Below are 14441 nucleotides of genomic sequence, written 5' to 3'. Positions count from 1 at the left end.
ATGAGCAAATTTGACTATGACCTGATCATCATCGGGTCAGGGCCATCAGGGCGTTCCGCGGCAATCCAGGCGGGCAAACTGAAACGTCGTGTGCTGGTGATTGACCGCAAAGACCGATTTGGCGGCGTGTCGGTTCATACCGGCACAATCCCCTCGAAAACCTTGCGCGAAACGGTGCTAAACCTGTCCGGCTGGCGCGAGCGCAGTTTTTATGGCCGGTCTTACCGGGTCAAGGATCAAATCCGCGCCGAAGACCTCAAGGCGCGTCTGCACATGACGCTGGATCACGAGGTTGACGTGCTGGAACATCAGTTCAACCGCAACCACGTGGAAACCCTGAACGGTCTGGCCAGGTTCGTTGGCCCCCATGAGATTGAGGTCGCCACTGATGCCGGTGAAACCACACGCCTGACTGCAGCCAAGTTCCTGATCGCCACCGGGACCAAAACCTACCGCCCGGATTACGTGCCCTTTAACGGCAAAACCGTGGTCGACGGCGATGACTTTCTGGAAATGGCCGAGATTCCGCGCTCGCTTGTCGTGATCGGCGCGGGGGTAATCGGCGTTGAATATGCCACGATGTTCTCGGCACTGGATGTGCGCGTGACTCTGATCGAGCCGCGCGAAACCTTCCTTGATTTCATCGACAAGCGGTTGATCCACGATTTCACCCATCAAATTCGCGAAAACGGCGTCGATCTGCGGCTGGGCTCTGCCGTGGAAAAGATCGAGGACACAGGGGATCATGTCGAAGTCACACTGGATAATGGCCGCCATGTCCGTGCTGAAATGCTGCTGTTTGCGGCCGGGCGCATGGGTGCGACCTCGGCGCTGAATTTGAACTCAGTTGGTTTGGAGACGGACCATCGCAACCGCATCAAGGTGGACCGTAAAACCTATCAGACCACTGTGCCGCATATCTATGCCACCGGCGATGTGATCGGGCACCCGTCGTTGGCCTCAACTTCGTTGCAACAGGGCCGTGTCGCGGCCTGTCATGCGTTGGACACCCCCACACTGCCAGAAAGCCCTTGGTATCCATATGGCATCTATTCGGTGCCCGAGATTTCCACCTGCGGTATGTCCGAGGAAGAATTGGAGGAACGCGGCATCCCATATGAGGTTGGTGTCGCACGATTCCGCGAAACCTCGCGCGGGCATATCATGGGGTTGGAGCATGGCATGCTGAAAATGCTGTTCTCGCTGAAAACCCGCCGGGTGCTGGGCGTGCAGATCGTTGGCGAAGGGGCGACTGAGTTAATCCATATCGCGCAGGCGGTGCTGAACCTGAAAGGCACGGTGGACTACTTCGTGCAGAACACGTTCAACTACCCGACCTTGGCCGAAGCCTACAAGATCGCCGGTCTGGACGCGTTCAACCGGATGCCGATCCCCGAAGAGTTCAAGGTGCGCAAGAAACCCGCAGAACCCGCCAAGAAACAGGCCAAGAAGGCGTGACCACCCTGTATGTCGATGGCGATGCCTGTCCTGTGAAGGCCGAAGCCGAGCGGGTGGCGACACGCCACAAGGTGCCGATGGCGTTGGTCTCGAATGGTGGGTTGCGGCCATCGGCCAATCCCCTGGTGCAGGTCGTCATCGTTGCGGAAGGCGCGGACGAGGCGGACAAGTGGATCGCCGAGCGTTGTGGGCCTGGGGATGTGGTGGTGACCTCGGATATCCCTTTGGCCGCCAAATGCGTTGAAGCCGGGGCACGCGTGCTGCGCCCAAATGGTGAAGCGTTTACGGCAGCCAATATCGGCCAGCAGCTAGCCATGCGCGATCTGATGGCCGACCTGCGGGCAGCCAATCCGCTGGGGGCTGGTGGCGGAGGCAAACCTTTTGGCAAGGCGGATCGATCCCGGTTTCTGGATGCGTTGGAACGTGAACTGCGCGCAGCGCGGCGCCGGTAACTCTCCCGCCCGTCGGCGACGCATCAATGATGCGCCTTCTCCCGTTGGGCCGGGCAGCGCTGCGCGCTGCGGTTCCGACTTGAAAGTCCTGCCCGGGATTGGTTCAGTCGGGCGCAAGCAGAGATTGATTTGACAGGGGCGTAATATGCCGATTGAAGCCGTAATTTTCGACATTGGAAATGTTCTGATCGAATGGCAGCCAGAGCGTTACTATGACAAGGCCATCGGAGAAGACCGCCGCCGCGCCATGTTTGCCGAGGTTGATCTGCACGGGATGAACGATCTGGTTGATCAGGGCCACCATTTTACCGACACGATCTATGATTGGGCTGAGAAATACCCCGAATGGCGCGACGAAATCCGCTTGTGGCATGACAAGTGGATCGAATTGGCCACGCCGGAAATCCCGCATTCCGTTCGCCTGCAACGGGCTTTGCGTGCAAAGAATATCCCGGTTTTCGCGCTCACTAATTTTGGGGTGCAGAATTTCGACTATGCCACCACGATTTATCCGTTCCTGAACGAATTTGACCGGCAGTATGTCTCGGGCCGGATGAAAGCGGTCAAGCCGCACTCCCCGATTTATGAGATGGTCGAGGATGATTGTGGTCTACCACCCAGCAGTTTGCTGTTTGCCGATGACCGGATCGACAACATCGAAACGGCACGCGCGCGGGGCTGGCAGACGCATCATTTCACTGGCCCTCAGGGCTGGGCGGAAAGGTTGGTGGCCGAAGGTCTGTTGACCCCAGACGAGGCCAAGTAGATCAGGCCGGAACCGGCGTTCCGCTGCGGTTTTCGCGAATGGGCAGGTGAACTATAGCGCTGAAGGCGCCAACGGCTACGCCAATCCACCAGACCATCGTGTAATCGCCATAGACGTCATACATGCGCCCGCCCAGCCAGACGCCCAGGAAACCTCCAATCTGGTGGCTGAGGAAGATGAAACCGTACAGGGTACCCATATAGCGCAGCCCGTACAGATGCGCGACCAGACCCGAGGTCAGAGGCACAGTCGCCAGCCAGAGCGAGCCCATGACAATCGAAAATACGATGACCGACATTGGTGTAATCGGCATGAGGATAAAGACCGCAGCCGCTAATGTGCGGGCGGTATAGATCGACGCCAGAAGGTATTTCTTGGGGAAGTGATTACCGGCCCAACCGGCCAGTAAGGTGCCACCAATATTCGCCAGCCCCACCAGCGAGATTGCCACAGCCCCCAGGGCCGAGGTGGTGGTGATGCCCAGCGAATGCAGCACGCCACCGGGTTGGATCGGGCCGCACATCTCGGTCACGAAGGCTGGAAAATGGGCGGTGATGAACGCCAGTTGATAGCCGCAGCTGAAGAACCCCAGAAAAATCATCGCATAAGAGGGGTCTCGGAACGCCCGGCTCAGAATCTGGCTCATGCTCTCTTCCAGTTCGGCCTTACTGACCGGTTGTGGTGCGCGCATGAAAGGCAGCGTCAGCACAAGGGCTAGAATCGCAGCTGCAAAGACAAGAAACACCTGTTGCCAGGGCAGGAAGCTGAGCAACCATTCTGCCGTCGGTGCGCCAATCACCTGTCCGAAACTGCCCGCCGCCGTGACAATCGCCAAAGACATCGAGCGGTTCTTGTCGGACGACGCACGCCCGACCACCGCCAGTACGACACCAAAACCCGTGCCCGCGATGCCAAATCCAACCAGCCACGCATACATTTGATGACCAAACGGCGTTACAGACCAAGCCGACAGAACCATACCAGCCGCATAGGTCAACGCGCCAAGAATGATGGCTTTCCGGTCGCCAATCTTTTCAGCCATTGCAGCAAAGATCGGCTGTCCAATCCCCCAGGCCAGGTTCTGGATCGCTATGGCCAGCGAGAAATCGGTGCGCAGCCAACCAAACTCGCTGGCAATCGGAATCTGGAATACTCCAAAAGAGGCCCGCACAGCAAAGCTGACCGTGATGATGACACATCCGACGATCAGAATTGGGTTCAGCAGGCGCGTAGAATGCGACATAGGGACCTCGGGGGTATCGGTTCGACGGACGGTAGCGGATTTGTGCAGTCGGTCAAATCAGCAGATTTGCGGTCACGGATAAGGAAATTTGATGGGTCGTGGGAAATGGCCGCTTTTCAAGGCTCAACGCGGGCGCTATGGCTCGAATCCATGACGGATCTGATTTCGATTTACAACGCCCGCATTGCCGGGGGCAGCCTGACCCGGGACGATGCGCAAGAGGCCGTCCTACCCCATTTCGAACGTATCCGCGCGGCGCTGTCCGCCCCGGTTAAACGCGGGTTGTTCCGCAAGGCTCCGCCCCCGCCCGAGGGGTTGTATCTTTGGGGTGGCGTGGGGCGCGGGAAATCCATGTTGATGGATATGTTTGTCGATGCGCTGGAGGATATTCCCGCACGTCGAGTGCATTTTCATGCGTTCATGCAGGAAATTCATGCCGGTATGCACAAAGCCCGTCAGGATGGGGTCGAGGATGCCTTGGCTCCGGTGGCGAAAGAGGTCGTGAATTCGGTCAGGCTGCTTGCTTTTGACGAGATGCAGATTATCGATATCACCGATGCCATGATCGTCGGGCGTCTGTTCGACCTGCTTTATGAAGGCGGCGTTGTGGTTGTGACCACGTCAAACCGGCACCCTGACGATTTGTACAAGGACGGGCTGAATAGGCAGTTGTTCCTGCCTTTCATCGCCCGCATCAAGGAACAGCTTCAGGTGTGGGAGCTGGTATCTCCCACAGATTACCGCCAAAACCGGCTGGAGGGCGCACCGGTATACTTCACTCCAATCGGACCCGAGGCACGGCAGAACATTCGTGACGTCTGGACCGATTTGTCGGGCGGTGCGGCGGAACCGCTAGTCTTGCAGGTCAAAGGCCGGTCGGTCGAGCTGCCGGCCTTTCGGAACGGAGTTGCCCGGGCCACGTTCTACGATCTGTGTGGTCGCATGTTAGGACCGGCGGATTACCTGGCAATTGCAGATGAGTTGAAGGTTCTGGTGCTAGAGGACATCCCGCGCTTGTCGCGCAACAACTTCAACGAAGCCAAACGGTTCGTCACATTGATTGACGCCTTGTACGAGGCCAAGGTTCGGTTGATCTGTTCCGCCGCGGCTGAGCCCGAGATGTTGTATGTCGAAGGCGAAGGGACGTTCGAGTTTGAACGCACTGCCTCGCGACTGCGGGAAATGCAGGATCAGGACTGGGGGAAATAGGGGGCTGAGCCCCCGCCGCGCTTTGCGTGGCTCCCTCGAGGTATTATTGGCCAGATGAAGCCCCTGCGGGCAGAGAATTTAGCCGTTTTCGCGCAAGATGTTTCCCGCCAGATACAGCGAACCGCAGATCAGAACACGGGCTTGTGAGTTTTCCCCGACAATTGCTTTCAGAGCGTCGGCAACACTGTCGGCGGTTGTGGCGGTTAGGTTGACTTTAGCCGCGGCAGCGGCCGTGTCTTCGGCACTCAGCGTTGCGGCCTCGCCAGGGATCGATACTGCGGTCAGGCTTTGGGCCTGTTTCGCGAGCGGTGCGAGGTAACCCGTCACGTCTTTAGTGTTGAGCATTCCGCAGATCAAATGCGTCGGGCGCTCTGGCAGTTTGGTCAAAACATCCGCCAGTGCTACTCCAGCAGCGGTATTGTGGCCACCATCCAGCCACAGCTCAGCTTGTGGCGCAGCCTCGACCAGGGGACCGGTTTTCAGGCGCTGCATACGAGCGGGCCATTCGGCACGGGTCACTGCGGCCTCGTAGGCGTCGTCGCCCAGATCAAGGTACCGTAGAACGGCCAGCGCGGCACCAGCGTTCTGAATTTGATGCGCACCCAGCAGGTTGGGCAATGGCAGATCACGTAACCCGGTTTCGTCCTGATAGATCAGGCGCCCGTTTTCCTCATGCACATGCCAGTGCTGACCGTGGACCAGCAGCGGCGCTCCCAGGCGTGCGGCGGTGTATTCGATGACCTCTAGCGCCTCGTCCTGTTGCGGGCCGACGATACAGGGCACACTAGGTTTGATGATGCCCGCCTTTTCGGCTGCGATCTTGCCCAGCGTATCTCCCAAAAACTGTTCGTGGTCGATCGAAACTGGCGTGATCACCGTTACTGCCGGTTCGTGTATGACATTCGTGGCATCCAGACGGCCACCCAAGCCGACCTCAAGCAGCGTGTAATCTGCCTGCGTCCGTGCAAAAGCCAGCAGGGCCGCGCAGGTCGTGATCTCAAAATAAGTGATGTTTTCGCCATCATTGGCGGCGTAGCATTCATCCAGAACGGCGGTCAAAGCGGGTTCCGAAATCAGCTCTCCGGCCAATCGGATGCGTTCGTGAAACCGCGCGAGGTGGGGCGAGGTATAGGCGTGGACTGACAGCCCCGCGCCCTCCAACCCGGCACGGATCATCGCCTGGGTCGAGCCCTTGCCATTGGTTCCGGCGATATGGATCACCGGTGGCAGCTTGACCTGCGGATTGTCCAAAGCTGCCAGCAAACGCCAGACACGATCCAAGGTCAGGTCAATGATCTTGGGATGCAGCGCCATCATCCGGTCGAGGATGACGTCAGATGTCGGGCTGGTCATTCTTCGACCGTTTCCTCGGCTGGGGTTTCGGCCTTGGCCTCTTCGGGCTGAGGCGCGGGAAGATCGCCTTTGACCGCTGGCGGCTGGTTCATCAGCATCCGGGTAATGGTGATCAGTTCCTCACGCATCTCGGTCCGTTTGGTCACACGGTCCAACATGCCATGATCCAGCAGGTATTCCGCGCGCTGGAACCCTTCGGGCAGTTTTTCACGGATGGTCTGTTCAATCACGCGCGGCCCTGCAAAACAGATCAGCGCATTGGGTTCCGAAATATGGACATCGCCCAGCATCGCGTAAGATGCGGTCACGCCACCGGTAGTGGGATGAGTCAGCACGACAATATAGGGCAGGTTCGCCTCTTTCAGCATCTCAACGGCCACGGTTGTACGCGGCATCTGCATCAGGCTGAGGATACCTTCTTGCATCCGTGCGCCACCAGCGGCTGAGAACAGAACCAACGGGCGCTTCAATTTTACCGCCTCTTGTGCGGCGGCGATGATGGCGTTGCCGACATACATGCCCATCGATCCACCCATGAACGAGAAGTCCTGTGCGGCAGCCACAATCGGGGTGCGCCCGATTTCGCCCCGAGCAACCAGCATTGCCTCAGACTCACCGGTCTTTTTCTGAGCTGCTTTCATGCGATCCGGGTATTTCTTCTGGTCCCGGAATTGCAGCGGGTCAGCTGTTGGTGCGGGAACTTCGACCTCGGTGAAAATACCACCGTCAAACAGGTGTGCGAAACGGTCCCGCGGGGTGATCGCCATGTGGTGATCACATTGGGTGCATACATTCTGGTTTTCCGCCAGCTCGCGGTGGAACAGCATCGTGCCGCATTCATCGCATTTGTGCCAAAGGTTTTCGGGCACTTCCCGGCGCGAGAAGATCGAATTGATCCGGGGACGGACGTAGTTTGTGATCCAGTTCATGTCGGAACCTTGTTTTGCGGCATTGACGTCAAATAAGACGCAACGGAAAGAAATGCAATCAACGCCTGAGCGCAAGACGTGCAGTTAACCAGCTGACAGTCATTACCGCAAAATCAACGAACAGCCATTGCCGTAACGAGCCGGTTTCGGACATGTCGTAAGGCAGCAGATACAATGCCAACCCGCTTAACGTTTCAGGCAGCGAAATGAACAGAAGCGCGACCGCATTGTTCAGAAAATGCAATGCAATAGCAGGTCCTAATGTTCCCGACCTTGCGGTCAAATCCGCCGCCAGCAGGCCGAAAATACACGCCCAAATGGCCACCAGAAGGGCATTCTCGCCGGTGACACCGGGCGCATAATGCCCTGCTGCGAACAGTACCGAAGGTACTCCCATCCAGATCGCCGGAGATCGGAATCTAGCCGCCAAGCATTGCTGGATATAGCCGCGAAACAGCACTTCTTCGGCGCTGGTCTGAATCAGGACCGCAATCACCGACACTGGCAGCAAAAGCAACCATGTGGACAGGGCCAGGTTTTGCGTCAGCGTCTCACCCATACCATAGGGTGGCAGGGCCGCCATGATCAGGCCCAGAATCACCAAGGCACGCAGGACCATCCAGAATTGTTGCAATAACAGGCGGCGCGGGCCAAGGATGGCGGCCAGAGACCGGTGCTGCATTTGACGGGCGGCGATAGCCACGCCCAGCGTCAGGAAACCGAAACTCAACAGCAGAATCAGCGCGGCCGACGTTGAGGTTCCATGCAAAAGACCCTGCGCCTGATCTGGTTGAAGCAATTGCCCGACAAAGGCAAACAACACTGCGTTCAACGTCACATAGAGAACAAGGACAATACCCAGACCCGCCGCGAGGCGCCACAGTTCGGGCCGGGCGCGTGCGTCGCCCACAAGCCCCTCATGGGCGGCATATGCGTGAGGGTCAGGCATTGTTGCCAGAGCTTTCACCTTCGATGGATTGTGGGATTTCAGGGAACACCTCAGATGCGTGTTGGATGGTGTTGATCCTTGTGGACAACGTGGTCAGATACCCGGCAACGGTTTGCAGCAACTGAACCGCGACCGACGCATCGCTTTCGATCACAGCGCGCAATTCCTCTGCTCCGATGCGCAGGAACGTACAATCTGTGGCCGCTGTCAGATCCAATTGACGGACATCGCCGGTGATAATTGACAGATCGCCGATCAACCGACCGGGTTCAATGATCGATATAGTGCGCGTGCCACCGCTTTCATCGGTCCAGTCCAGATTGGCCTGCCCCTTGATGCACAGATACGCCGCGTCGGGTGCTTGCCCACGGGAAAAGATCATCTGCCCCGACGCAGCCTCGTACCATTGTGCCGAAAAGGCCAGCAGCCGCTGATTGCGCGCATCCAGCCCCGAAAACAGCTCGGTCGAGGATATGATCTGCAGCTTGCGACTCAGATCAGCCGAGGCCCCGTCTTCGTGGTGGGTTTGGGTGCGCGAGACACCGTCAATCCGACCATCCTTGATCTCGATGAACAAGTCATAGGCCTCAGGGTGCGCAAAATGATCCTCCATGAAGATCATGATCGATTCGGGCAACAATTCGCGCAGCCGCAGACGTGTGCGCAGACGGCTTTGGGAATCGTGGCTGGCCAATGCCTTGTCGAGGATCAGGATATCGGGACGTTTGATCCCCGCGCGGGAAAACGCCGCGCGCTCTTGAAACACGGTTGGCAGGTTGTTTCCGCCCAGCCCGGTCGGTAGATCGTACAAAGTCGACGCAGCCCGACGGCGCAGACCAGCCTCGTTCACGGCCTGAGCAACGACATCTTCGATCTCATCGGCATGGGCTCCGGCCATCAGGGACACCCGGCCATAAATCGCATTCTCCATCACCGTCAGGCGCGGGATGTAGCTGTCGGGCGACAGAGGCACGAACATACCATCCAGCGCCCCACGCAGCCGTTCGGCCTGATCCTTGCGGATTGACAGAATCTTGTCCTTGTATTCCTCGGGGAAGTCCGGGCCAATCTGCTCAGCCGTCAGCAGGAACGGCAGCGTCAGCAGCAAAGCGCGCTCATCCTCGGAAATTCCGTTGTCTCCTCTCGACTTACGCCGATCCTTGATGTCGAGCAGACGGTGATACATGTCCTTGGACATCCCCAGACGCAGGAACAGCGGGTGATCGGTGCCGTCGCGGCCAAAGGCCTGATCCAATGTTTCCATCACGGCGCTGGCCATGGACATGGCGTCATCGGCAAGATCATGCATCCCAAGCATGTTCTTGAACCGCCGATCATCCGCCATAGACTCGGGCGTGATATCCCGAGACGGAGTCGCATAGAGCAGGTTACCCCCCAAAGGAACAGCCGGGTTAAAACGATCCGGGTCGAACCGATAAACGTGTTGGTCCAGCCCTTTTTCCTGCAGCTTTTCCGCAATCGTCCCCCGCAGGTTGACCACGTCCTGCGCCAGATCAGGATGCAAAATGGGATCAAATTGTGTGCGCAGGGTACGGCGCAGCATAAGTTCGTCAGTACCCATCGCTTCGACCAGTTGGAACCACCAGGCGCGAATGTCATCAACATCGTCCAGCCCGGCAAGCCCCGGATCAATCCATTCATCCGTCAGCGAATCCGTCGGATTTCCAGCGCGGGCAGCTTCGATTTGCCAGCGAGTCGGCGCCACGGCGGCATCGGCCTCATGCTGAGGATGCGGACGCAGGGGCATTAACAGATTGTCGCCCAGCGTGCCGTCGAACAGATAGGGCCGCGAATAGGCATAGCCGATCCGGGCCGCAATCACGACCTGATGCAGGTCTTTCAGATTGTGACCCGCCATGATCACGTCGCCCTGCACCGGCAGGACTTCGCGGGTCAGGACCTGCGCCAGCGCATTTCGTTCCGCGGCATGGGTCGATTGGATGGCGACCCGCGCACCCTTGGGAATGGTCAGGTCGATATCTTCCAGAATGGTCTTGCCGTCATCATCGCGCACGGTGACGTTTCGCAACTCGATATCGCCCGTCAGATGCGGAATAGTCTCGGGCTCACCCACGAACAGATTTTCAGGGATCATGTTTGAAGGCGCAAAGCGTTCGGTCACGACCTCCCACCGCAGGGACATGTCCTGTACCTGATTGTAATAGGTCAGCAGGTCCTTCCACGGGCCGCTCAGATCCTTATAGGCCCCAAGTGCAGCAACCAGCGCCCCGACTGTCACCTCACCCGTGATCGCCAGATAGCCGCCTACCGAATAGAACAGGAACGGCGTCATCTGCGTGATCAGATTGTTGAGGAACTTCATGAAGAACTTTTTGTTGTAAATCTTGAACCGGATCTCGAACAAAAGCCCCAAACGATGACTGAACTGCGCCTGCCGATACCGCCAGCCGCCATTGGTGCGCAGATCGCTGATCCCAGCCGCACTTTCGCCAATTTCTGAACTGAGGTTGCGGACCTCTTGAATACGTTCCTTGTTCAGCAGGTTGATCTGGCGTTGCAACTTTGGAATCAGCCAGGCCTGTAGAGGGATTAGAGCCACACTGGCAAGGCCGAACCAGACGCTCTGCATGAACAGGAAGGTGACGATGGTCATCATCTGCCCGAACTGGAACACCGGCTGCGCGATCGCGTCGCCCATCAGGCCACCCATCGGTTCGGCCTCAGAGGTGATCATCGACACCAGCTCACCCTGACTGGTGGTGGCGAAATAGGATTTCGGAAACCGCATGGTGCGATGGATCAAAGTGAACCGCAAACGGCGCAACATGCGTTCAGCAAGGATGCCCTTCATCGTGTTGATGCGCATTTTCATCAACCCGCTGGCAATCACGGTTGCCAAAAAGGCGAAACACAGGATCAGCAAATACTGCACCTGCGTTACCGAGAATCCCAGGATCGTTACCGTATTACTTGGCGCGCCAATGGCCCCGTTGATAATCTGCTTGGGCAACTCAAGCGAGGCATAGAGGAACGGGAATGACAGAACCGTCAGAAACAGCAGCACAAGCTGTTGTTTTTTCGAATGTTTCCATATGAAAGCGAATAGAGTGGGTTCCATGCCCCGGCCTTGCCTCAAATCTATTGGATGCGTTTTCGGATGATCCACTGCAATCAGGTATCAGACGGTACGCACTGACCTTTACGATTGCAAGAATGGCTGGGCTAACAGGTTTCAAATCGATTGCCCATCCGCCCCATCAGTCACAAATTCGCGAGATTTGCCCCTCAGTATCGTTTATTCTCCTTTAAACCCTGCGTTGTCTTTGACTAAACAGGGTCACACTCTGAATGATGGGGCCATGGGCAGACTTCTGGATCGCTATATTCAACGCCTCGCCGTCGAACGCTGGCGTCAGGCCCTGCGTGGCGCACCTGCTGCACCTGAACCGCAACTGCGGCAACAGCGCGATGATGCGCGCAAGCTGCGCACGCATCTGCAGATGCTGATTCATGAGGCCGACAGCCGTCTGGCCCGACCTCGAATTGGGTCGACCCAATTCCCCAAACCCCTTGGCACCGATTGGTGCTGGCGACCGGATCTGTGGCGCGGGCCATTGGCGCGTCCGGGTGTGGCCTCGGCTGCCCGTAAGGCACAGATGGACCGGCAGGTGACCTTGTTCCACGACTGTTCGCTGGCCGAAATAGCAATGCGGCAGACCCGGAATTCCCGCGACAAGGATCTGGCCGCATATGGGATGACAGTCGAGGTGTTCGGGTTTTCGGGCTCTTTCCTGTCCCTGTCTGTGGAATTGCCGTACGAGGCTGCTCAGGGCCTGACCAAACAGCATCTCATGCGTGTGGATACCCTGATCGAGGCCGAGCAGCCGCTTGAGATATTCGCCCGTCTCAACATCCAGCACGGACCCAACGCTGAACAGGTTCTGCGCAAGCTGGACCTGTCTGCAAGCTCCTGCTCAGTCGATTTCGATCTGGCACATTTGCCCTTGAATGAGTCGCGGATCGAGAAGATCTGGCTGGACCTGATCTTTGAAAACCCGCAGATGAACCGCGTTTCCCTGCGCGATCTGACCTTCTGCCGCCACCATCGCGCCGATTTGTAAGAGGTCCGGCCATGACGCAACCGACATTGACACCCATCCGGTTCGAGAACGGCCTCTGGCAGGGTCACCTGCAGGCCGAGGTGACTGTTGAGGTTCTGTACCTGGGCGAACCTTTGGAAGACGTACGCGTGACACCAGCAGATGACGGATGGGCACTGACTGTCCCTGTACCCGTGAAGGCACTGTCCGATGGCGTGCATTGCTTTGTCATTGTGGACGCAGGCACGTCCGAAAAACTTGGCGATTTTACCATTATCGCAGGCGCCCCGGCAGCGGATGATCTTCGCGCTGAGGTCGAGCTGCTGCGCGCGGAACTGGATATGCTGAAACGGGCATTTCGGCGGGCGCAGAGCGTGGGCGAATAGCCCGTATAGGGCCAAGTCCCTATCTTTTCATCAGAATCCCGTGCATCCTTGAGCGACCCGCAGCAACTTGGGCAAGCTCATGGACCGCAGCAGCATCATTAAACTCATCGCGCTGATGGTGACGGGGTTCGGGATCGGCATCGACTTTACCGGCGCGTTGATCCTGGTTCCGGCTATCGAAAACGGTTTCGACGCCGATATCACCAGCACCCAATGGGTTTTGAACATCTATGCCCTGTTCTTTGCCATGACGATGGTCGCCGGAGGGCGGCTTGGCGACATGTACGGGCACCGCAAGATGATGCTGATCGGCCTGTCGATCTTTATGTTTTCCTCAGTCATGTGTTTTGTATCGCCTAGCCTGGATTTTCTGATTGTCTCACGCGCATTACAGGGGATCGGCGCGGGATGTGTCTGGCCCTGCACGCTGGCCTATGGCGCCACCAAAGTCTCGCGCCCCGAACATCGCGCCATGATCATGGGGCTTATTCTGGCAGGCGTCACATGCGGTAACGTCATTGGCCCGCTGATCAGCGGTACGGTCGTGAACCTTGGGGATTGGCGGCTGTTTTTCCTTGCAAACGTTGTGTTTGCGACCATTTCAATGGTCACCGCCCTGGTGTTGATGGAGCGCGAAACCCAGCACAAAAAAGGCGAACACATCGATGTCGCAGGTATGGGTGTACTGTCTGTGGCTGTCCTGCTGTTGCTTTATGGGTTGGACGTGGGTGCAGATTGGGGCTGGACCTCATCGCCGTTGCTGATGCTGTTCTTCGTCTGCGCTGTTTTGTTCGTCTTGTTCCCACAAGTGGAAAAACGCGTGAAAGAACCCCTGTTGCTGCCCCAGATGATGGCGAACAGAGAGTTTCGCATCACGCTGGGCCTGAACATGTTCAATGTCTCAGCAGCGTTCGTAGGGTTGATGTATTTCCCCCAATACATGCAAAAGGTATTGGGCTGGTCGACGTTGCAATCTGCATTCGGGTTGGCCCCGCTTACTGTTCTGCTTGCCGTGGGGTCCATCTTGTCGGGCAAACTGTACAACGATTTCGGTCCCAAACGGCTTTTGTTCTGGGGTTACCTGTGCGCCACTATCGGTGCGGCCAGTGTTGTCGTGTTGCCCGCAGGGTTGGGCTATTTTCAGATTCTGCCCGGTATGGCGATGATTGGGTTGGGGGCCACGCTGACGGTTGGCCCATCAGGCACCGCTGCGGTTTGCGCGGTGAAACCGGAACGGGCCGGGTTGGTCGGTGGGCTGAGTTTCATGACTCACCTCGTCTATGGTGCCATCTCGGTGGCCTGCGCGACCGCGATCATGTATCTGGCCAGTCTGCGTAGCCTGGGCGAACGTCTGGCGACCGCCGGGATTGATATGTCGGAATCCGATCAGCGAGCCATCAACGGTGGGACGCTGACCACATCCTCTGCACGCGCGATCATGGACAAACTGAGCACGGCCGAAGCCGAAAAGGTCAAAACCGCCATCACCGCAGCGTTTGACACCGGCATGAACATGGCGTTCATTTTCGCCACTGTGTCAGTATCTGTCGGCGTCTTATTGGCGATGTTGCTGGATGAGGAAAAGCTGCACAAAGTGGAAAGCTGATCCACCAA

The 14441-nt window shown here is 57.7% G+C and carries 12 protein-coding genes; 7 read left to right on the top strand and 5 right to left on the bottom strand.

Features of this window, described 5'->3' with window-relative positions; genetic code table 11:
• The 3 genes from sthA (at position 1) to ACR0B0_RS09040 (ending at position 2676) form a co-directional block, all read left to right on the top strand.
• Complete coding sequence (gene sthA, locus ACR0B0_RS09050) at positions 1–1458, top strand: Si-specific NAD(P)(+) transhydrogenase (RefSeq protein ID WP_170350050.1); 1458 nt, start codon at positions 1–3, stop codon at positions 1456–1458.
• Complete coding sequence (locus ACR0B0_RS09045) at positions 1455–1910, top strand: YaiI/YqxD family protein (RefSeq protein WP_170350049.1); 456 nt, start codon at positions 1455–1457, stop codon at positions 1908–1910. Before sthA ends, ACR0B0_RS09045 begins: the two co-directional genes overlap by 4 nt.
• Positions 1911–2055: 145 nt before the next feature.
• Complete coding sequence (locus ACR0B0_RS09040; protein ID WP_480647418.1) at positions 2056–2676, top strand: HAD family hydrolase; 621 nt, start codon at positions 2056–2058, stop codon at positions 2674–2676.
• Position 2677: 1 nt separating this feature from the next.
• Here the strand turns inward: ACR0B0_RS09040 and ACR0B0_RS09035 are convergent, their stop codons facing one another.
• Positions 2678–3919 (bottom strand): MFS transporter, encoded by a 1242-nt coding sequence (locus ACR0B0_RS09035; RefSeq protein WP_480647416.1) that lies wholly within the window; start codon positions 3917–3919, stop codon positions 2678–2680.
• A gap of 150 nt (positions 3920–4069) precedes the next feature.
• Here ACR0B0_RS09035 and zapE point away from each other — a divergent pair, with 150 nt between their 5' ends.
• Positions 4070–5128 carry a cell division protein ZapE gene (zapE, locus tag ACR0B0_RS09030; protein ID WP_480647414.1) on the top strand — a complete coding sequence of 353 codons (1059 nt, stop codon included), beginning with the start codon at positions 4070–4072 and terminating at the stop codon, positions 5126–5128.
• Positions 5129–5206: 78 nt separating this feature from the next.
• Here the strand turns inward: zapE and ACR0B0_RS09025 are convergent, their stop codons facing one another.
• From ACR0B0_RS09025 to ACR0B0_RS09010, 4 genes are read right to left on the bottom strand one after another with little or no spacing between them, the layout of a single operon-like run.
• Entirely contained in the window at positions 5207–6481 is a 1275-nt protein-coding gene (locus ACR0B0_RS09025) for a bifunctional folylpolyglutamate synthase/dihydrofolate synthase (RefSeq protein WP_480647412.1), read from the bottom strand.
• Positions 6478–7410: an acetyl-CoA carboxylase, carboxyltransferase subunit beta gene (accD, locus tag ACR0B0_RS09020; protein ID WP_170350044.1), complete on the bottom strand. Its 933-nt coding sequence runs from the start codon at positions 7408–7410 to the stop codon at positions 6478–6480. The genes ACR0B0_RS09025 and accD overlap by 4 nt, the downstream gene beginning before the upstream one ends.
• A gap of 58 nt (positions 7411–7468) precedes the next feature.
• Positions 7469–8359 carry a CPBP family intramembrane glutamic endopeptidase gene (locus ACR0B0_RS09015; RefSeq protein ID WP_480647410.1) on the bottom strand — a complete coding sequence of 297 codons (891 nt, stop codon included), beginning with the start codon at positions 8357–8359 and terminating at the stop codon, positions 7469–7471.
• On the bottom strand, positions 8352–11459 hold the full coding sequence (locus ACR0B0_RS09010; RefSeq protein WP_170350042.1) for an ABC transporter transmembrane domain-containing protein: 3108 nt from the start codon (positions 11457–11459) through the stop codon (positions 8352–8354). The genes ACR0B0_RS09015 and ACR0B0_RS09010 overlap by 8 nt, the downstream gene beginning before the upstream one ends.
• 241 nt (positions 11460–11700) lie before the next feature.
• Here ACR0B0_RS09010 and ACR0B0_RS09005 point away from each other — a divergent pair, with 241 nt between their 5' ends.
• From ACR0B0_RS09005 to ACR0B0_RS08995, 3 genes are all read left to right on the top strand, one after another.
• On the top strand, positions 11701–12462 hold the full coding sequence (locus tag ACR0B0_RS09005) for a DUF6478 family protein (RefSeq protein WP_480647408.1): 762 nt from the start codon (positions 11701–11703) through the stop codon (positions 12460–12462).
• 11 nt (positions 12463–12473) lie between these two features.
• A complete protein-coding gene (locus ACR0B0_RS09000) occupies positions 12474–12827 on the top strand; it encodes a hypothetical protein (protein WP_170350040.1) in 354 nt (117 codons plus the stop codon).
• Between the two features lie 79 nt (positions 12828–12906).
• A complete protein-coding gene (locus tag ACR0B0_RS08995; RefSeq protein ID WP_170350039.1) occupies positions 12907–14433 on the top strand; it encodes an MFS transporter in 1527 nt (508 codons plus the stop codon).
• Positions 14434–14441: the final 8 nt, after the last annotated feature.

Source organism: Ruegeria sp. BA12, assembly GCF_056539625.1.
Note: the sequence above shows the minus strand (reverse complement) of the source record. Positions and strands in the feature narration are given on the sequence as shown.